This window comes from Mangrovicella endophytica, assembly GCF_002893625.1.
Lineage (GTDB): Bacteria > Pseudomonadota > Alphaproteobacteria > Rhizobiales > Rhizobiaceae > Mangrovicella > Mangrovicella endophytica.
This window is the reverse complement of sequence record NZ_PKMZ01000003.1, coordinates 41,170-62,546: the sequence shown is the minus strand read 5'-3', so window position 1 is coordinate 62,546 and position 21,377 is coordinate 41,170. Positions and strand designations below refer to the sequence as shown.

Here is a 21,377-nt window from a genome sequence, read left to right as displayed (position 1 = left end):
ATCTTGGCTGAAGAAGAAGCGCCCATAGGGGCAAGCGATGTCGATCGTCGTCAGCGAAGCTGCTGCGACGTCTCTTCCATCATCAGGCGCTTCATCGTCCCTCGGGTCATGCGCTAGGCAATACTCCCGCTGCCTTCCAATGTCGAGAAGGGCCAGACTTTCATGGTTTCCGGTCTCATCCTGGTGCAAGCGTCGAGCGGGGGCATCAGCTTGAACAAGCGCGATCGTATTCCGATGTCGAACACGCGGTATATCTGCCAGCCTTGGGTCTGCTCACTGGCATCGATTTCGTTTCGCGAGAGGAAGAATGGCACGTACTGTGATCCCCTCGTGGATTTCACCTCGATGAACTTCTTCTTCTCCGTTAGCGGGTCCACGGAGACGATATCATACCCATGGCCGTCACCCTCATCACGAGAAACCCATCGAACCTCGCTCAGAAGATCCTGCCTTCCTTCGGCGATCATGGTCCGTCGCTCGAATTCGAAGACGAAATGCTCGCCACATGATCCGAGAGCCTTGTTCCTGGCGTCACGCGCTGCCGGGTCGAACTTTCGGACCAGACGCGAGAGTGCCTCCAGCTGTTCTGCTGAAGCCCTCCTAGGAGGTGGAACCGAATCTATGACGCCATACGACATGGCCTCGGCCTCTTGGGCCGCTTTCGACGTTTGCCTGTCGCTCCGCGGAGAGAAGCTCTCGAGAAGCTCCAGATCGGCAGGATAGCCGACGAGACGGCGTTCGATGGCAGCAAAGAGACTCTGCTGGAAGTTCATTTTCCTGGTGTACCCGGTCAGGTGGATAAAACCGAGTTCGGATAATACGGCTGAGATGTTCATCAGCTTAAACTCGACAGAGCGTTTCGTTCTCTCGAGCCGGACCTGCGCCTCTTGACGAATATGAGACTTGATGAAGTCGACACCATCGTGCTCGAGGCGCATCATCCTGAGATATGTTCCGACCAGGAAGTCGTTGTCCTCGTCCGACCAGTCCATCCCATTTTTGGCCGGAACGTCTTTCTCGTCTGCCTCTTCCGAGGCCACCTCTGTCACGTAATGTTCCTCACGACATCGATCGCCGCCAGCGGCCGCCGTGCAAGCTCGAACGTGTCAACGAGCGCTACATCTTCGGGAAAATGAAGGCGCTCTCTGAGGCCCTCCAGCGACCACAGCGGATGAACCACGACTGCCCACCTTTTTCCATTGCGGTCGAGCGTGAAGCCCGGAAGATCGAGCTTGCCAATCGCTCGCCGACGGCGGCCGGGGACATAGCTTTCAACTTCGTCTGCCATTGCGGCGGCCATCCGCGGCCAGTCCTCGAGTTCGAAGTATTCGGAGAAGCGACCGTCCAGCCCGCACATGAAGCCGGCGTCCGAAAAGGCGCGCAGGTACGAGATCCCCAAACGCCAGTCGAGCAGGCCATGATAGTTTCGGTTGTCATAGCGCTGCAGGCACAGATAGCACGACGTGTCGCAGGACTTCCTGTGATCGTGGGCGTCGCTCTTCGCCTCCAACGCCTTGCGCGGCCACGCTTTTCGATCGCTCAGTATGCTGCGGATGAGCAAAGGTACCGCGCTTGCGCCCGTCTGCAGATGACGGCAGAAACCCGAACCGTTGGCGAGACTGTCCGCGATCTGCAAGAACGGCCTCATGCTGCCGTCCGGCCCGCTGGCTGAGCGTGGCGCCAGGATCTCGAACTCTTCCGGTGCGACGTCGAGATCCAGAGCGGCGCGCTGGACCATCATTTGGGTCGCGCTTATTGCCGCCGCACGGATGCTGGTAAGTTCCGGCCGGCGATCGCCGAACGGCGCGGAATCGATCTCCTTGATCCGCAGCGCCGGATTGAGACTGCGCGGCGAGATTTGGAGAGCGTTCGTCCTCTTCGAAGACGCGAGCCATCCGTGAACGAGTGGATCGCCCGAAAGCGTGAAGCGACGATCGCTGACGAGATCGCTCTGAACGGCCTGGTCGAGCAGCACGGTGTCAACTTCTTTGCCGAACACGCGCCGCTTCGGGAAAGCTCTGACGGGCTGCGTGTCGATTACTTCACGCACGGAAAAGCCGTAGGGCTCGCCCTCAGGCATTTCCGGCCCTGGATTGACGGTGTGGATTTCGGTCACTTCCTGGAAGTAGACGTCGAAATTTCCGGTCGTATCCGGATCACGCAGCGTGCCGATGCTCGACAGCTTCAGGCTCCGGCGCCCTCCGACCCTGACATCGTCCTGACGCGGGGAGAAGTCCGTTCGATATCCCGCCGGGCTTATGCATGCACGCCGATTTGCCTCGTCGATAGATGAGCCGCAGACGGCGCATTCTGGAAGATCGCGTTGCCAGTTACCGCATGCCGAGCAGTAGCCGAGGACGTACCTTTCCTTGTACCAGTTGCCGTAGGGCTCGACGTCCGCTTCCCTTTGGAACGAGAGATCGGGAAGTTCTCCCGTGAAGCCTACGGCAAGATGGCGCTCCTTGTCCCGGACAACCACGCTACCGGGAGCGAAGTCGAAGATCGCCATGTCCTGGTCTCGGTCGATCGTGTCCCAGCCGTGGAACTCGCCGTTTCTCTCACGATTCATCTCGAGATAGAGATTTCGACTGCGTGTGGGCATTCCGTAAAGCGGGAAAAGGCCGGTCTCGGCCATGGCGGAAGCCAATCCAGTGCTTTGGTGGCCGAACTCTTCCTGCATGCCGGCGATGGCACCGAGGAGCGCGTCCCGAGAAACGAGTTCCAGTATTCCATCCTCGTCCACCGAACACGAGGAGGCGAGAAGGCTCGCAAGCTTTCGACGCGCCTCGTCCGTTCTGTCCAGAGCGGCCGAGAGGCGGCTCGGCCAATCGTCGTCGGAGGCAAAATAGGTCGAACACTTCACGAACTCGCCGTGGAAGTCCCCCGGTACCAGATCGTCGCCCGCCCATTCGTCGCCTGCATGTTCGCGCAGGAGGTCGAAGGCGGCTATCATCCAGAACTTTCGAAGAAGCCTGGCCGGAATGTCGGTCAACCCGTTGGTGAGGAACGGCGGCGGCGGTGCGTCGCCGGTGATCGCGACAGGGTTCCGGAAATAGTGCAGGTCGTGGGAGCGACTGCGGCAGACCGTATAGACCGAGGAGAACGCCTGGCCACGACGCCCCGCTCGGCCGACGCGCTGCTGATAATTGAACCGCTGCGGCGGCATGTTTGCCTGAAAGACCGCTTGGAGGGCTCCGATGTCGACACCGACCTCCATAGTCGTCGTGACCGAGAGGAGGTCGATTTCGTGCGCGCTGCGCCTCAGGTCGAAGGCGTCGGCGCTCTCGCCTTCTCTAGTGACGAAGATCCCCTTGAACTGCTGGAGGCGTTCGCTCGGATCTCCGGTCTGGCCGGTCAGTTCCTGGCAACGCAGGCGGAAGGGTTCGCCCCCGCCTTTCATGGCGCGGACGACGCGCGAGCCGAGAAAGTTGGCGTCGCGCAGTTCGTCGACTACGCCGGAAGCCTTCTGCGGCAGAGGCTCCGCGCAGCGGGTGCATCGTCCGAAGCCCTTGTGGAGGTGGACTCTCGAGCACTTCTCGCAGCGCCAGAACGTGTCTCCGGTTCGCGTCGGGCGAAGGAACAGCTTGCGGACGTCGATCCTGCCGTTGCGATGACCCGCCGCGTCGATCTCCCGCAGGAATTCCTCCACCACGAGAGCCGCGGCCGCGTCGGTCCCGAATATGGATCTCGATAGTTCGCGCACACGCCGGCTTCTCGCGACGTCCGGCCAGCTATCCCATGGCTTGGCGTCCTCGACCGTCATGAACCGGTTCGGCACGATCCTGTACGCGTCCCCGAACATTCGGAGCAACGCGTCCTTTCGGTCCAATTCGTCGGTGTAGGCTTGCGTCCCGTAGAAGCTCGGCCACCCGAGGCCGGTCTCCTCGATCGCGAAGTAGGTCTTGCTGAACAGGAGGTCCGTGGCTTCCGGGCTTTGCTGAAGCTCGAGTTGCGAACGAGCGTCGTCGAGCTTCTGCGCGTCGCTCGCGTCCGTGCTCTGCTTCCAGCGGTAGGTTCCGTCCTCGTGACCGTAGAAGTTCTCTTCCCACCGCCTCTTGCCGAGCAGTCTCCGCTTCGTGTCTGCGCCCTCGATGGGGTTGGCACCCAGGCCGACGAGCGCCGAGAGAAGCGGTCTCAGGTTTCCATGCTCGCGGTCAGCGCCCTCGCTGAATTCGAAGAGGTGCTTAAGAGCGACGGCGACCGGGAAGTTCGCAGCATCCCGTCTCCTTTCGAGACCGTTGATACGTCTTCCAATCTCCTCAAGATCGCCAAAACGCTTTTCCGCGATTGCCTTACCGACTTCTGCCTCGGCCGCCTCCAGCGCGATCGCATCGTCCGCGGTGAAGGACTGTCCTTCCGCGATGCGTTCAGCGTTGATGGCGAGAAGCTCGCGACGGAGGTCCCGTTGGTGGGCCTCTTCCAGTTCCATCGCAAGACTGGCGGAGTCGCGCCGACTGTCCGAGAACGCGACAAGCTTCCCATCCCCGCCCTGGATCTTGAGGGCTCCGACGAGTTCGCTCGCCAGCAACTGGGAGAACTTGTTAAAGCCGGTCCGGAAGCTACGAATGGGGGAAAGCCTTCCCTCGCGCCGAAGAGCGTTCTCGGATAATCGTCGGGTCGAATAGTCCGCGCCGCATTTCGGGCAGCAGTAGGGAACGGCGGTGCCCGGCGAGTCGTCGAACCGTTTGTGCGTGTCTTTGCCGCTGGAGCGGTGCGAGAGAAGGTAGCCGGGCACCTGACCGGCCACCTCGGCGACCGAGACCACGCCGGTCCGTTGATCCAGCGAAGCCTTTGCCCAGTTGTACTTCGGGTCGTCTGGCAACGGGGCGACAAGGCTCGGCCAGAACACGGCGTATTCGGCGAAGCTGGAGTCCTCGAACCGCCCGGTCGATGCCGTCTCCGGGAGGCTTTCCAGCGCCTGCGGTGTCGGAAGAAGCGAGACCCTGTTGGTCTTCGCTCCGTCACCGCCGCGACGTCCTCCGACGAGGAGCGTGCCGCAAGCTTCGCAATAAAGCATCTCGAAGCGGCGAAGTCGCTCGGCTCCTTCTCCCGTGTCGAAACCTACGCCTCGCTCGACGTCGGGACTGGCCCATCTAAAGCCCGTCTCTTCGCTCACGGTCAGCGACCCGAACAGCCCCTCCAGGCTTCGGAAGAAGAAATGCCCCCGAAAGCTGGGAAGCTCAGCGAAGAGCCGCTTGGACGGCCTCAGCGCTTCCGGCACGATCGGGTTCGGCATGTCCGGGATCGCGCGAAGCAGCATCAATCCGCGTATGACGCGAGGATCGTCCGATCCGCAGACCTTCTTCGCTATCTCCGTCACGGGAGCAGGTCGTTCAGCCAGGGCTCCGCCGAGAAGCTGGCCGGCTGCCGTTACGGCGGCCTCCAAGGCGGCCCGCCCCTTCAAGCCCGAAAGACGTTCGGCAGCGGTCGTGACTGCGGCACCGCATCGTGCCAATTCGACAAATTCCCGATCGAACTCTACCGCAAGTTCCACCAGAGACGGGACATCGACTTTGGCCGTGGTCGGGCTCGACGGCTTGATCGCCTCACCCTTCACGATCGACTCCTTCCAGATCTCTTGGATGGACGTCGCCTTGTCCGCTCGTCCGTGAGTTCCGGAAGAGCCGAACATGTCCGTCAGGTACTTCAGGCTGCGCTCGGCGACCGCGTCCTCATCGACAGGCAGCGAGGCCGACGACGCGAGGATACGAAGCTTGTGGCGGTGCTTCGGGTCGTCCAGACCGAGCCTTTGCAGAAGGATCCGGACGAGCGCGGACACTTCGGCACCGCCCGATCCGCGGACCAGATGCAGTTCGTCCATGACAAGGAAGAATCTGGCGTCGGCGTTCCCGTGCAGCCACTCGCGCGTCTTGTCGAGAATGCTGCGGTCGATCTCACGCGTGAGCAGGGCGCTCATCATCGCCTGGTTGGTCACGAGGATGTCGGGCGGATACGCGTACATGTCCCACCGGCTGTACATCTCCGCGCCATCGAGCGACTGGAACAGGTAACGGTTTTCGTCGGCGCCGGGATCGGCCGCGAGGCGGTTCTCGTCGTCCTCACGGACCCTCGTCTGGAGCGTGTCGATCTCCTGAAGCTTCGCGCGAAGCTCCCTGACCTTCCGATCCTTCCGCTTCTTCTCGAAGTCTTCCGCCGGGCGCGGGTGATCGAGGAACCCGGTGACCGGGGTCGCTCCGGTATATCTGCCGAAGTAGATCCGGTTGCCTGCGAAATGGGCCTCGTGGACCGAGCGGGCGGCCGGCGAATCCAAGGCTTTCCTCAGACGCGTCAACTGATCCTCGACCAGCGCGTTCATCGGGTAGAGGACGAGAGCCCTGACGGCGGCAGGACGTCGTTCGCCGGCGCGCTGGAAGGCGAACTTGTTCCCGTCTTCCCACCAGCGCGTCCCCAGTTCGCGAGACGGGGCCTTCCACGAGACCGCTTCCGACGCGATTTGCGCCAAGACCGGCAATATCATAGACTCGGTCTTTCCCGAGCCGGTACCGGACGTCACGATGCCCGGATGACCGTCGATCCGTCCTCTCGCCAGCATCTGCAACTGGTGCGCATATGGCGCATAGGCGCCCACCCGCCGGCCTTTCTCGTCGAGCAAACTCTCGAACAGTCCGGAGAGGACGAGATCGACGAAAGCGCGCCGATGCGCGAGCGGCATGTCACCGAGGTACCGGTCGCCGGCCGGTCCGACGAGTTCGTCGATCCGAGTGTCGGCCGCCCTGTATCGCGGAACCATCTCAAGAATCGGATCCAGCGAAAGCGTGCCCGGCTTTTCCAGGATCTCCCGGCGGATTCGTGACACCTCGGGATCATCGATCCGGAAGGCGGTCTCGATGTAGGAGACAAGAAATTGTTTCGAGCGCTCGAAGCCGCCGATCGGATCGTACATCGGTTTTCAGCCTTTCAGGATGTCGATCGTCTTCGCGATCAGTTCGTCGTCCGACCGTTCCGCCCGCAGCTTCCAACGGAGTGCGGCTTCGAATCCGAGTCTGATGTCGTCGGGATCCAGGTCGAGGTACGCGGCCGCAGTCGTCAGGAGCAAATGGCCGTCTTGAGCGATCGACGTGTCGAAAGTCGCGCCGCACGCCGCTCTACAAGCACGCTGCGCTGCCTGCATCAGCCCTTCCGGGATGGGACCAGTTCCGGCTTTCGCGCGCGCCCACTGCATCGACTTGTAGGCCTGGGCGTCTGGCAGCGCCGATGTGGGAGCATCTCCGGATGGCCGGCTTGCCGTAATCGGCACCAGATGGTCCCAGAGCGCCTCGGGGATCCCAACCCTTCCTCCGTCGTCGGCCAGTGTGGAAATCACCACAAGGTTTCGCGGAAGGGGATAGCCGTCCTTGCGATCAGCGAGCGCCTGCAGCCAGAATTGACACGGCGCGTAGTTGATGTTGCGCAGCAGGACCGGAACGAGAATGTCGGAATTTTCCGCCGCCTCCTCGATCGCATCGCTGAAGGGGGTGAAGAAATCACCTTTCCGGCCCACTAAGTCGGCGAACGAAACCATCGTCGGATCGCAGTGCACGACGTAGTGTTCTCCACCGCCGACGGCGTTGCAGATCGCTTCTGCGGCGGCGTCCCGGTGAGGTCCGGCCAACATCGGGACACGCCAGGTTATCGACGCGACGAACATGATCATCAGGTCGGAAAACTGCATATGAGCGTCGTACGCCCACATTCTCAGACTTCCGGCCCGGTCCTGAGGGCTCGAGGCCTTCGGCCGAGATCCGCGCTCCGTTCTCTCTGTTTCGGCTGTCGCCGAGGCGAGCGCGGACGCGACTCGCGCTAGCGAGGCGGGAGCGTCGAGAAGACGGTCGACTATGAGGTCGATGTCGGGAGCCGTCTCCCGCTGCGTACTGCCGGATTCGAGAGAGGAGACGCGGGTCGCGAGATCCATCGCGCTCTCGCCGAGGAACGCGATGACGGCTTCCTCGATGCTCGCCTTCATCTCTGCCATGGCCGATGCCGTGGCGTCGGCATAGGCTCGGCTTCGTTCCGCTGCGAGGGACAGTTCGCGTTTCGCTTCCTCCAGAGCCCGCCGGGCGTCGGCAAGTTCCGTCTCGGCTTCCCGCCGGGGGCCGGTGAACTCCTCCTCGATCTTCTCGATCAATTCCTGCCGGGCCCTTTCCGTGGACGACCTGAGGTCTTCGGAGAAGGCGGGGTCTTCACGTAGAAGCTTGGGCAGCGCTTCGATGATCGGGGTGCGGTCTACGATGTCTGCCAAGGTCGCTCTTGCGACCTCCAACTCTTCGGCGGCGAGGCCGTCCGACGAAAGCGCGTCGACCAGGTGCGCGGCTCGCGCCAGTATCTCTCGGTCCCCCGCGTCGAGTCGCCCGGAGGAAGCCGCCTTCTCCAGAAGATCGCGAAGCGCCTGATCCTTTTCCGCTCCGGTTCTGATGTCCACGGGGCGGCTCTGGATGCTCGGATCGTCCATGAAGATCCGCAGACTTCTGCCGGACAGGACGATGTCGTGATGTCGTCCGGATAGAGTGAACGCAGGGAATCGGCCCGCCTGCCGCTCCGGCGCGAAATGTCGGCCCGACTGAATGGTCAGGGCGTCGCGTCTCACAAAGAGGTCAGGGCCGATCCCGAAGAAGTCTGCCTCGATCGCGGAAGGGGCCAAGATTCCGTCGAGCCGCAGCACCGAGGCCGGGCTCTGCGCGGAGCGATCGGGGAGGAGCGCGACGACGAGTCTGGAGACGCTGCGGGCTGTCCGAGTCGGACCGCCGTCGGGGAGTGCGAAAGACGTCGTCGGCAGCGAGACCGACGAGTGGAAATGCTGCGTTCCTCCTGGCCGCGCAAGCAGAACCGAAGCGTCAGAAACAGTATGTTCGACGGAAGGCTTCTTCTCGGCGTCGAGTTCGATGTCCCAGAAGGTTCCGGGGCTTTCGTTCTGCAGGGCCGCGGATCGAACCGTGAAGGGACTCGAGGGCATGAGACCGTGCTCGTTGCCGGACGCGTCCGACGCGCGGATCGGCTCGATGATCACGGCGTCGAAGCCTGCGCGATCCCGGAGCCTACAGATCATCTTGTTTCGCGGGGTTCTCGTGAGCATGTCCGCAAGCCTGAGAGATCGTGGATCGCCCTCAATTTCCCGTCGTGCCAGATCGGACGACGATCTCTTGCGAGGCGGACCCGTGTCCGTTCCATCCATGGAAGAATGCCTGATTCGGTTGACTGCGAAGCGGATTTCACACGCAGTGCGGGATAAATACTCGAGAGTATGAGCGCCGAGTTCGGAGAGGCCGGATAGATGCATGCCCATCCGTCGTCACTTGGCTCGAGTGCGCAATTGCGGAGATGGACGGTGGCCAGCCACCGCGCCCATGCCGACGGAAGCCGGTAGCGGTGGTGCATCGTCCGGATCTTGTCTCCGGAGGCCTCGAAGGCAGTAATCTTTCGCAAGTCCAGATATCGAAGGAGAGCGAGGTTCGCGGAGCCAAACGTTTCCCGCCGGCCCGCATCGTGCTCGACCACGTATCGTGCGTTGGTGTCTCTGGCAGAGCGGTCCATCCGCACGAACTTTGGCCATGGCTCGGCTGCGTAGCTTCCGCCGAATCGGACTTCCGCGGAACCCCAGGTGCCGGTCCGCTCGAAGTCGTCACTGACGCCGATGTCCGACCACTCGTTCGGCTTTTTCAGAACTGTCGCAACCCGAGGTTCTTCGAGATCGCTGGACTTGAGGAACGCCTGAAGGGCATCCTTGTCGCTCGAGCCGACCCAGAGCTTCGGGAGACTCCACGCCGTGCACCCAAGATGCCGCTCGAAAGACAAGCCGAAAGTTTCCGCCTTCCGATGGATTGCCTCCTCCAGCAGGACCGGCATTGGCCCCTCGATGGAGACACCTTCGAAACCGGCCTTCTTTCGGGAACGATAGCTGGGGCGTCTTTGCACCAGCGTTCGCGCAGGCACCTGCGACACGTACGGGATGTCGAACCATCCGCTGTCGACGAAAAGCCGGACAAATGACCACACGTCGGGTGCACCGTCGGTAGAGGCGACTCGCGAGGCCAAGTCCACCGCCGCCTGAAGTGTCATGGTTCGTGCGCTGCGGGCGTACAGGGCTTCCTGTAGCGCAATTAGTCGAGGGTCCGGTTCAATTCCTGGTTTGGAAGATCCGATCGTCAGGAGATCTGGATCTTCTGGCTGCGAGTCGTGGAAAACGCCGTCTTCTGGCAGATGCAACGACCGATCGAAGTAGCGAATGTCCTCGTCCGCATGGGGATACGCGTCTCCCCGGAGCGTGACAGTCGTTACCTGACTTCCTGCCTGTGCGCTTACGGGCCCATTCCACACCCCTTGAGGGAAGCTCGCGATTCGGGCACCGATCGACGTGCTCTCGTACGATTGCCCCTCGATCACAAGGACGGGCTGTCGGCCTCCTGGATAGACGATATGTGGCGTCATCGGCCACCGCCCCAGATACGTTCCCCGAGCGCCGACACGAACCTTGTCCACGAAGCGAAGGGATGGGCTCTGCGGGGCGTTGCTCCCGATTTCCGTAGGCTGTCCTACATTGCACAGGTGCCAGGACAAATAGCGAACTTCGCCACGTATCTGAATTTTGCTCCGCACGAGCGGCGTTAATCTCCCAAGGGCGGATTTCGAGATTAGGCATTCGCCCGTGCGATTTCCTTCGCTGATTATCCATGACGCCGAGCCGGATCGTTGGAGCGTCAGCATGCCGACCCTCGCAGCCTTGGCGATCTCACCACGAAGCTTATTGCATTCCTGTTGAAGTTCTAGATCGGACTGGAGCGTTCGTGATCTCCCGTCAGCAAGGATTTTCTGAGCTTCGATCTCCCCGAACTCGTCCGAGGACAATACAATGCTCGTGCCGATTTCCTTCTCCGCCAGTACTCGCGCCCAGGCGCTCATGAAGGGAAGTTCTCTCGCGGCCTCCTCATCGACGTTTCCCGCGGTCTGCCAGGATTCGAAGGCGCGGCGGAACGCCGGCGATGTGCGGTCGAAGTAGCTGTCGCCGGCGATTCGCCGGCTGATCGACCGGAGGTCGGTTCGTGAGTATCCATCGTCTCGAACTCGGCGGAGGAGATCAAGATCCTTCTTGGTTGGGAAGGCAAGGCGCTTGGTGATTCCGACATGCGTCTCGTTGCCATGATCTGGGAGTTCGAAGACAATGTCCCGATACTCCTTGAGCCATCGTGCCAATGCGATCCACATGTTGTGGAGCCCAACGAGGACCTGCGGCGATTGCCGTCCAAGGGCGGCCGTCGCCATTCTTCTGATGTCTCCCTCGTCCTCGTCCTTTGAGACGGTGATCTGCAGCCAGAGGAAGAAAATGAGAACCCGAACGAAGTTCGGTCGCGCCTCGCTCTGCGCAAGCGAGCGAGATGCTGCCTTGCCGACTGTCCGAAACGAAGGACTGACTTCGCCCTTTAGATAGTCGTCCAGCATCGTCGGGAGCACCGAAAGGAATTGGCGGTGAGCGCCTTCCAGATTCGCGGCCCCGGAGTATTCGATGATCTTCCCGTCATCGACCTCGATCGCGTCGATTCGGCCGTTGACCGCGGCATTGAGGAAGAAGGTTTCGAGACACCAATCCTCCCATTCGACCGCAGACGGCATCTGCTTCCCCCTAAGCGTGTGTGACCTATCCCCGATCGGTCGCCTTACTTACTATGGTTGTAGAAAGCGATTCTCTCAACTCCTTTAGCAGCCGGTCGAAATCCTTCGTCTGGCACTCCCAGACGACCACGACTGACCACCCGTGCTCGGTGAGTATCATCTCGGCGCGTCGGTCTCGCTCGACGTTTCGCGCGAACTTCGCTTTCCAGAATTCGGTGCGCGTCTTCGGCGTTGAGGAAAGGCGGCATCCCGGGTGCCGGTGCCAGAAACAACCGTGAACGAAGATGGCGAGTTTTCTGCGCCGGTTCACGACGTCCGGGTTGCCAGGCAGGTCCTTACCCTGCAGGCGGTAGTGGACACCAAGGCGCCGCAGGGCGCGACGGACTATCAGTTCGGGGGTGGTGTCGCGCCGACGGACTCGCTTCATCAATTCGCTGCGGCGAGGATCGACGGGCGGTTCAGCCAATTTTCTGTTTCCGGGGGGCTCGTTTTCCCTCCCGAAGTGGCTTCTTGGCGGGGGCGATGCGAGTCACGGTGAGACAGGCCGTGCCAGGTTCCTTCGCATGGCCGTCGAAGCCCAGGATCATGTCGGTCCTGCGGCGGCCGGACCATCGGATCTCCACAGAGCGACTATCTTCGTCTGACAAGACTTCGACAGGCGCGCCGGCGCATTCCTCGTCCTTCAGGAGAGCTGCGATCAGCTTTATTCGCCCGCGGACATAGGCGAACGGCACGTCAAGAACAAAGTGCCCGTCGACTTCAGACATAGCGGACAGCAAGCGGACGATCGAGCAGTCCAGCGGATCCAGCTTCTTCGCCGGTCCGGCGACGATCGCAACTGAGAACGTGACGTCCTCTGAAGCCGGCATCAGGGCTCGGGCGATACCTTTCCGGTCCTCGTCATCGCTTCGGAACAGGCTCGTCAGAGGTTGCAGAGCAACTCCGTCCTTGACGGCCCGACGTTCACGGCGCGGGTAGCGCAGCGGCCCGTCGTCCTTGCGGTGCCCGTTTCTTGCGATCTCGGCTCGTTCCATCTCCGGCCCCCAGCCCTTGGGCCAGTACGTGCCTCCGCCGTAGCCATCCTTGCCCAGATCGGAATTCGTCTTGCGTCCCATGAAGCGACGCACTGCCTTCGGCAGTCCCTTGTTCGCGTTGACGGCATCGATCGTCAGGCGGGGCGGCCGGCCTTCTGCACCGGATGCGAGATGTCGGACGACCTGTGCGAAGCCGTACGGCGGCACGGCGTTGCCGACCTGCCGGTATTGCGCCGTCTTGGGGCCCGTGAAGACGAAATCGTCAGGAAATCCCTGCAGTCGCGCGCCCTCACGAATGGTCAGCGCCCGATCCTCGTGAGGATGGGTGAAGCAGCCGGACGTGATGTTGGCGAAGCCAGCCGAGATGGTATAGGATGGGGCCCTGTCGTGCAGTCGACCATAGAGCGTCGCGTAGTCCGTCATCCTTACGCGGTGAAATCGCTCCGGCAGAATATCCTGCGGGATGTCTTTCCAGCTACCGCCTTGGGGCACCGTCGCGATCCGCGCCCGGTTCAACTCGCTGATTTGCGAACAAGTGTGGTTCTGCAGTTCGCCGCTCTCACTGCGGAGCGCCGTTTGGTAGTCGCTGAGTGGCTCCGACGGATATGGCAGAGGTGGATGGTTGTCCCGCCGAGCAGGAAGCGGATAGAGATCCTCAATCGCCTCTCCCACTGTTCTATAGCGGGGTAGGCCGTCGGCTCCGTCTTCCGAGAACATCGGGCGAGGAAAGCTGATCGGGGCATCTGAGGTCGTCGCCACGAGGAAGAACCGGTTGCGGAGTTGGGGAAGACCGTAGTCGGCGAAGCTGACGACATCGGCCGCCACCTGATACCCGCGGCCGGAGAGGAACTGGAACAGTTCTCTGACGATAGCGAGGTTGTTGCCGTAGACGATCCCCGGGACGTTCTCGAGGACGATGTTGCGAGGTTTAAGCCCAAGATCGATGAAGCCGTCGAGTAGGCGGGCGAAGTGCACGAAGAGCGCGTTCCGCGGATCCCCCGGATGGAAGATGCCCATTGTGCTGACGGCCTGACAGGTTGGCCCGGCGAAGAACCAGTCGATGGCGGAGATGTCCGCCTTCTCGAGGATTCCGGCGGCGGAGACCTCGGCGACGTTGCGGCACTCAACGATTGCGTTCGGATGGCGCTTCTTGAACGTCTCCGTGGCGTACTTGTTGATGTCCAGCGCCCATCTGACTTCGAGGTTGGGAAGCGCCATTGCGGCTCCCGTCGACATGCCCCCGCAGCCACAGTAAAGGTCGATCGCCTGCATCGATGTCTTCAACTCATGATACTCCGAATCGTCCTTGCAGCATAAACGAGAACGACTTTCACAATAATCGAATTGAACGGCGCCGTTATGAAAGCGGCAAGGGTTCGATCTCGGCTTTTCTCCTTCGGATGCAAACGTTCCAGGCGAAAGCAGAGGAACAGCCATGTCGCACATGATCGAGGAACGTCCGCTCGAGGGCCATCTCGCAAAATCGGTGACCCAGACTTCAACGAGGATCCGCTCATTCGCGACCGCTTACTCGGAGGGATCTGGTTTCGGGTCGCCAGTTTGCCAGACACATCGAAGATCTGCGGCCACTACATCTCGACCTTGGGCCTCGGGGTCAGGAGCTGAGCTAGCGACGTAGTGCGCCGCCGCGGAGATCGAACTGCTGTCGCAAGGATCAGCTACAGCGGCCGCGCCTAGCGACAGACGGAGGACAGCCTGTGCAATCGGGAGGCAATGTCGCTAGAGGAGGACGTGCTCGCCGCGCCGGCATGAAGCCACGGAAATTTCTGAATCAGTACCGATGGTTGACCACCCGCGAAGATCGGAGATCCTCCGGCGGCGGGATGCGTCCGCACGAGGTGCAATCTTCGAACGAAGGGTGCAACCCCCGATGTTGACTCCCGCAGACGGTTCCTGAAATGTTCTTTGCGCCGGAGGTGCGGGCTGTTTTGCCGCTGTCTCCGCGGATTGATTAGAATTCTCCGTCTCAGGAAGGGCGGAGCATTAGGTATTTTGTGCCAATCTGCCTTTCCTGCCTCACGGCCGGAACCAAAAGACGGAAAGAGATCGTCGACGATGATTCACCCGGACAACCTCATGCGGATCAAAGTCGCACCGACTGCGACCTCGCTGGTGGTCGTCGGGTTCGGTTTCGTTCGAAGCATCCACCCCTTCAAGTCGAAGTGACGCCCGTAGCCGCCTGAGGCGGACGGTGTCTATCAAAACTCCCGCCTGACCTGCGCCGTCCCCCGGCGCCGGTGACCACTCCCCTTGCGTCTTCTTATCCCGCCGACGGCCACGCTGCCGGCGATCGAGCCTTCGTGTCCTCTCGCCGAAAGGAGGCCCCTCCATGCGCTTCGACTTCAGAGCAGCACTGCCGGAAGCCGACCATCGCCACTACCGCGAACTTGGCAATGCCCGTGATGCCGCGGATGTCGTGGGCGGGGTAGCGGGCTGCCAAAAAACACGGAGCAGTCACATGGCGCCCCTCGTTCCAGGAGGATTCTCATGACCGAAGAATCCGACGCCCCGACGGTGCCTCCTCGCAACCGCGGGTCCAGCATCGGCCACGTCATCGACGTTCTCCGTCACCAGCAGATCAGGGTCTACAGCGGCCTTGAACGCGACGTGGCGATGGTTCTCGTGACTAGCCCCGGGGTGGTCCGCGTCGAGGAGCAGGTCCGCTTCTCCTATCTCGATGAGGACGGTCTCAAGCGTACCCACATCTTCGATTTCGTCGTCACGCTGGCGGACGGGCGTCGCAGCGCGATCGCCGTGAAGTACGTGCGCGACGTGGAGAAGACCGGTCTGCGCCAGGTGATCGCGCTGTGCGCCCGTCAGACGCTGGCCCGCTGCGCGCACGATCCGCGTAACGTCCCGTTTGCGGATGAGTTCAGGATCATGACGGAGCGCCATGTGGACGGTATCACCGTCGGCAACGCCCGTCTGGTGCTCGCCTGCGCCCGCATAGCCGACCAGGAAGGGCAGGAGGCCGTCAGCCAGTGGTTGCAGTCGGCGCCGGAGCACTTCCGCATCGGCGAGGCATGCGCTGCGATCGGCCCAGAACTCCGCGGTTACCATGCTGCAGTCGCCCTGGTTCCGTCCGGTGCGGTCGTCATCCCGTCCGGCCATCGCATCGACCCCGATCTGGAGGTCCGCAACGGCTTGTCCAGAGCCCGATAGGAGTGCGGAAAGGCGCCTCGCCTTTCCGCACTCCCACCTGACCACCTGATCGACAGAGGACATGAAAGTTGAATATTCACGTTCCACGCGAGCCTCGGCGCTGGCGCTTCGGCCAGTACGACCGGATCACGTACAAGAACACGCACTACCGTTATCTCGGGCGTGAAAACAGGAAGCACCTCTTTCAACGGCTCGTCGGCGACCTTGTCGACACCCACATCGTCACGCTCGATGATCGCCAGATCACCGAAGCATGGAAGCTGTCGACCTTCAGCAGCTCCCGCGCCTATTTCACTCAGCATGAGGTCCGACTCCGGGCCCGCTTCGACACGTCGGTCATCGACGATTTGTCCGACCACCAACGCATGGAGCTGTACTGGCGCTATCACTGGGTCTGCGCGTTCCTGAAGCTCGAAGGCGAGAACGGCCATTATCGTCGTCCGAAGACAGGTCGCTCCCTCACGGCCATTGGCAGGGCGATCGATTGCCTTCGCGAGGAAGTCGTCGGTCAGGTCCGGTCGGACCTTGCGGACATCCTGTCGGGCAAGAACGCGCTGCAGCTTCCCTCTGAGCCCTCCGCCTCGACCCTGTACCGCTGGCTGAGGACGTTCGAAGACGGAGGCTTCATGATCGGCGCATTACGCAGCCGCCGCGAGAACAGTGGCAATCGCAATCAGCTTCGGCCGGAGGTTCGTGCGATGCTCCTGCGCCAGCGGGACGTCTATCTCGATATGCGTGGCCCATCCAAGGCAACGATCGTCCGGAACGTCGAGGACGCCATCCATCTCTTCAACCTTGCGAACCCCGAAAATTCACTTCCGACGATTTCGGAGCGAACCGTGCGCCAGTTCCTCGATAGCATCTCGCCGTTCGAGGAAACGGCGGCCCGCGAAGGTCCTGACAAGGCGCTGCGCAAGTTCGCGATCGTCGGCGAAGGTGCGAGAGTGGCTCGGCTGCTCGAGCGTGTGGAAGTCGATGATTGGGAGTTCGATCTCTTTGCGCTCGTCTGCACGCCCGAAGAGCGCGACCAGATGTCGGCAGAGGAGCGAAAGGCAGCTCCGAAGGTCCGTTGTACCCTGACCTGCGCGATCGACTGTCTCTCCCGGGCAATCGTCGGCTTCAACCTGTCCCCGCATGCGCCTTCGGTCGCCGGTTCCATCGGTGCCATCCGCTCCATCGTCTCGGACAAGGACTTCCTGCGACGGGAGGCCGGATGTGGTCGCGACTGGCCGATGATCGGCCGGCCGTTCGAAATCGTCACGGACGGGGGTCCCGCCTTCGGTGGCGACTTCGTTGACATCACACGACGAGCGCAGATCCAGCGCTGTGTCCCCGAGAAGGATCCGCGCAAGCGGCCGCACATCGAGGCGTTCTTCGGCACCCTTGGGGGAGAGTTCGTCACGAACTTCTCCGGGCGGACCGGGCGCAACGTCCTGGAGCGAGGCGACTACCTTTCGGAGGAGAACGCCAGCCTGACCTTCGACGAGCTGCGGTTCGCGCTTATCCGCTGGATCGTAGACTTCTACCACAACCAACCCCACGCGGGTCTGGGCGGACGAACGCCGTACGGCCGCTGGATGCAGGGACTGAACGGCGCGCATGCACCCGAGATCCCCGACAACCCGGAGGAGCACAGGTTCACCTTCTCTTTTGGTCACACCGCAACCATCCGCTCCGATGGAATCCAGTTCGACCACCTGCACTATGTCTCGGACGACGTCGCCTACCTCTTTCGGAACAGCCGCAGTCGCACGGTCCAGCTGCGTATCGATCCCGAGGATCTGCGGACTGCCTTCATGATCGTTCCGAAGGAGGTTCGCGGGCACGAACGGTTCCAGGGCGTCGAGTACGTGAAGGTCGACTGCGTCGGTCTGAAGGAGCGCGGAACGCAGTTCACCCTGGCGGAATGGTCGACACTCCGCGCCGGAATACGGGAGATAGCCGACGCCGAGGAGAAGGAGGGGCGTCCGTTCCGTATCGCGGCGCGTGCCGATCTCTATGCGGGCGGACTCGATGCCATGGTCCGGGCGAACATCCCGACGCACGGGTTCACGCAGAAGGACTTCGACCGGTTGCTCAAGAATCTGGGACAGCTGGAGCGTGCCGCCCTGAACAATCCTGCCGACCGCAAGCCGGACCGAGCTGCGGACGAGCCGTTCGGCACCCTTGTCGGCCGGGCGTCGGCCACCCCGCTCGAAGGTGACGCTCCCGCCCGCAGGCGCACTGCGCCGACGAAGCCCCGCACTGGAAAGGCGCGGCCGCTGCAGCCGCGCATCGACAACGACGAGAGCGAGATAGGAGGCGAGTGATGGCTGGAAGACGCAGCGGGCATGAGATCGCGATGGACGATCCCTTCGCCGGCGTCGACGTGGACGCGATCATCGCCTCCCGCCGCGGCGAAAAGCGACGTCGCATCACGGAGGTGCTGGCCGAGGTGAAGTTCACCCACGTCCGCTCGAGCCGTGACAACCGTTTCGCCGAGCAGTTCGAGGCGGCCGTCGACGAGATGCTGATCCAGCCGCGTCGGCGGACGCAGGACGACTTCGGGGAGCCGTCAGGTGCCGGCAACCGGCCGCGGCTGGAGAAGCCGGAAGGCTTCCTCTTCTTCGTCACCGGCGAGAGCGGAGCGGGCAAGACCTTCATGGTCCGCCGCTACCTCGAGCGGTCGGAGGAGTTCGCGCCCATCGTCCTGAAGGAGGGCGTCATCAACCCGGTGGTCTCCGTCCGGGCGCCGAGCCCGTGCACGCTGCAGCGTCTCGGGCTGCGGATCCTCGTGGCCATGGGCGACAACCCGAAGCCGGACTTGCCCGAGAACCGGATCTGGGAGCGCCTCGGTCGCTTCGCCCGGAGCCGGCGTGTGAAGATCGTACACATCGACGAGGCCCAGCACCTCGCCCGCACCCTGAAGAGCGTCAACGAACAGCAGGCCGTGGCGAACGCGCTGAAGGACCTCGTTGAGAGCGACACCTGGCCCGTGAGCTTCATCATGTCCGGCATTCCGCTGGCGAACGTGATCTCGCAGGTCGACGAGCAGATCGAGCGGCGGAGCTTCTTCTTCGCCCTGCCGTCGCTGGACATGGAGCAGTCGGGCGACCGCGCCGTCGTGAGGGAGATCGTCGAACGTCTCGCCGGCGCGAAGGCCGGGCTGGACGTGTCCAACATCACGGGCTCCGAGATGCTGGATCGGCTTGCCCATGCGGCGAACTACCAGATCGGCCGCATCGCCCAGATCGTCCGCTATGCGATCCGAGCCGCCCTGCAGCGGGATGCCGACTGCTTGACCGTGAACGACTTCGTCCAGGGCTACTGCCAGCATTCGCATGCCCGCGGCCTGCGGGACTACAACCCGTTTCTCGCCGCCCACTGGGAGAACCTGGATCCGGGTTCCTTCATCATCCCCGAGGAGGACTGATATGGCCCGCAGGAGCCCAGCGACTCGCCGTGCACAAAGTCGCAGCATCTTCGGCGTCAGGCCGGAGCCGAAGCCGCGGGAGACCGCCGGCAGCTACCTCTCACGCCTCGCCTTCCTCCATGGACGGTTGATCCCGGACATGAAGACCGAGACCGGCATCGACGTCCGGCAGATCGATCTCGGCAGCGAGGCGGCGATCCGAACGATGGCAGGCATGTGCGGGATGGGTCACGGTTCGCTCGCCCGTTGGTCGCCTCGCCGAGATCACACCGGCGGCTGGCTCCTGCACGGGCAGGAGATGGGCGCCGGACAGATCGAGCGGACCTTCTTCCGGTTCTGCCCGGCCTGCATCGCGGCGGACATCGAAGCCGGCGGCCGGACTGGTCCCTACATGCGCGCAGAGTGGACGGTCTCGGCGCTTCGGACCTGCTCCGAGCACGGCCTGGTGCTGACCACAGCCTCCCCGGAGCGCGAGTTCTTCGCGCCCTACGACTTCGCCCGGACGGTTCTGGCAATGGTACCGGAAATGGGCCGGCTGTCGGCCGAGGCCGAGCGCCCCAGGTCGTCGCCGCTCGAGGCCTATCTGACCGACCGGCTCCTATCCGGGACGAAGAAGAAGTCGTGGCTCGATGATCTTTCCTTCCATGCCGCCGCGGACTTGTCGGAGGTCTTCGGCGCCGTCGCCCTTCACGGAAAGAAGGTGCGGGTTACGAAGCTCACGCCTGTCCAGCGCGTCGAGGCAGGAGCGGCCGGTTATGCCGTGCTCGCCGAAGGCCACGCGGGCATCCGACGGTTCCTGATCCGCCTGATCCGTGAGACACAAAACGGGAAGGGCGTCTGGGGCCCGCAGCTCGCGATCGGCCGGATCAATGATTTCCTTGATGCGCGGAAGTGTGATCCCGGCTACGCACCAGCGGTCGAGTACATACGCGGAGTCGTCGTGGACGAGGTTCCGCTCGAGCCCGACGTCGAGGTGCTCGGACAGCCGGTCGGCACCCGGCGGGTCTGGAACCTGCGCTCGCTTGCCCGGGAAGTCGGCACCACCGTGCCTCTTCTGAAGAAGATTCTGGTCCGTAACCGCTACATGTCCGCCAAGGCCGACTTCCGGGCAAGCCGCTCGATGGTCGACACGGACAAGGTACGCGCCCTCGTGGCCACTCTTGATGACGAGATCCTGACCTTGCCAGGCGTTATGGAGAGGACCGGCCTGACGCGTCGTCACATCGAGGCGATCGTCCAGGCTGGTGGCTTCGTCAGTGTCACCGCCGCCGGCAAGGTCTACAACGCCCAGCACCGCTTCACCGCGAAGAACGTCGACGGGACCATGGAAACGCTTCTAGGTGGCGAAGTCGTTGACAAGATACCTTCAGGCATGTCGACCCTTGCCGATGCACGCCATGCCGCGATCTGCACTTTCTCCGAAGTCTTGAAGCTCGTCCTCGAAGGCGGGCTGTCCTGGATAGGTTACCTGCAAGGTGCCGAGGGGCTTGATGCAATTCTTGTTCCCACGGCCGAAGTGACGATGCTTACCACGCGGGAGAAGGCGCCCGGCCTCACCAGGATCGGTGTGCAGCGGCGCACTGGCCTGACCCAGAAGCCGGTGCAGATGCTTTTCGAGCGGCAGATCTTCGATCTTCATGTTGTCCGCAACCCGGTGAAGCGCAGCGAGGAGGTCGCCGCGTCCGAGGAGAGTGTCGATCGTTTCATGCATGAACACATCGCCCTACATGCGTTGGCGAAGCACCATGGCGTCCACTTCCGGCGGATGAAGGCTATCATGGAGGCGGCCGGAATTCCGCCGGTCTTCGATCCCGTCGAGTTCCACGCGACCTTCTACCCGCGGCAGTTGGCCGAGGGGCTGGATCTGAATGCAATCGATCCCGAGGACGTCGTGCTTACGCGGCGGACTCGGGCGGAGTCGCTCGAGCATCAGAGTGAAATCCGGAACGCCAAGGCGAGGCTGGCGACGGAGGTGCTGCGCGACGCGAAGGGGCAGCGCTCGGCGGTGCCGGCGGAACCTGACGAAGAGCCGGCCCGGAGGTGGACACGGCTGGGCAGATCACGCCGGATCAAGGGCGAGATAAGCCGGAGGCGGGTGCCGTCGAGAAGGTGGACGGCGGAGCGGGTGTCTTAGCTTCAAGACGCCC

10 protein-coding genes are annotated in these 21,377 nt (G+C 62.6%); 4 read left to right on the top strand and 6 right to left on the bottom strand.

The annotated features are described in order from the left end of the window. Positions 1-113: 113 nt before the first annotated feature. From C0R46_RS09160 to C0R46_RS09135, 6 genes are read right to left on the bottom strand one after another with little or no spacing between them, the layout of a single operon-like run. Positions 114-1,049 (bottom strand): protein NO VEIN domain-containing protein, encoded by a 936-nt coding sequence (locus tag C0R46_RS09160; protein ID WP_102959331.1) that lies wholly within the window; start codon positions 1,047-1,049, stop codon positions 114-116. Further along, on the bottom strand, positions 1,046-6,904 hold the full coding sequence (locus tag C0R46_RS09155; protein ID WP_102959330.1) for a DEAD/DEAH box helicase: 5,859 nt from the start codon (positions 6,902-6,904) through the stop codon (positions 1,046-1,048). Before C0R46_RS09155 ends, C0R46_RS09160 begins: the two co-directional genes overlap by 4 nt. 6 nt (positions 6,905-6,910) lie before the next feature. Then, entirely contained in the window at positions 6,911-9,004 is a 2,094-nt protein-coding gene (locus C0R46_RS09150; RefSeq protein ID WP_157944605.1) for a hypothetical protein, read from the bottom strand. Between the two features lie 35 nt (positions 9,005-9,039). Then, positions 9,040-11,601 (bottom strand): hypothetical protein, encoded by a 2,562-nt coding sequence (locus C0R46_RS09145; protein ID WP_102959328.1) that lies wholly within the window; start codon positions 11,599-11,601, stop codon positions 9,040-9,042. 25 nt (positions 11,602-11,626) lie between these two features. Next, a complete protein-coding gene (locus tag C0R46_RS09140; protein ID WP_245413499.1) occupies positions 11,627-12,067 on the bottom strand; it encodes a very short patch repair endonuclease in 441 nt (146 codons plus the stop codon). Then, positions 12,060-13,907, bottom strand: a complete 1,848-nt coding sequence (locus C0R46_RS09135; protein ID WP_157944604.1) for a DNA cytosine methyltransferase — start codon at positions 13,905-13,907, stop codon at positions 12,060-12,062. The genes C0R46_RS09140 and C0R46_RS09135 overlap by 8 nt, the downstream gene beginning before the upstream one ends. Positions 13,908-15,143: 1,236 nt before the next feature. Between C0R46_RS09135 and C0R46_RS09130 the strand changes: the two genes are divergently transcribed. The 4 genes from C0R46_RS09130 to C0R46_RS09115 all read left to right on the top strand — a co-directional run bounded on the left by C0R46_RS09130 (position 15,144) and on the right by C0R46_RS09115 (position 21,364). Next, positions 15,144-15,818, top strand: coding sequence for a PDDEXK family nuclease (locus C0R46_RS09130; protein ID WP_102959325.1), 675 nt, complete (start codon positions 15,144-15,146; stop codon positions 15,816-15,818). Positions 15,819-15,886: 68 nt separating this feature from the next. Next, the gene (locus tag C0R46_RS09125) at positions 15,887-18,127 is read left to right on the top strand and encodes a Mu transposase C-terminal domain-containing protein (protein WP_102959324.1); all 2,241 of its coding nucleotides are present in this window, start codon (positions 15,887-15,889) and stop codon (positions 18,125-18,127) included. Next, positions 18,127-19,230, top strand: coding sequence for an ATP-binding protein (locus C0R46_RS09120; protein WP_102959323.1), 1,104 nt, complete (start codon positions 18,127-18,129; stop codon positions 19,228-19,230). The genes C0R46_RS09125 and C0R46_RS09120 overlap by 1 nt, the downstream gene beginning before the upstream one ends. Next, entirely contained in the window at positions 19,139-21,364 is a 2,226-nt protein-coding gene (locus C0R46_RS09115) for a TniQ family protein (RefSeq protein WP_102959322.1), read from the top strand. Before C0R46_RS09120 ends, C0R46_RS09115 begins: the two co-directional genes overlap by 92 nt. Positions 21,365-21,377: the final 13 nt, after the last annotated feature.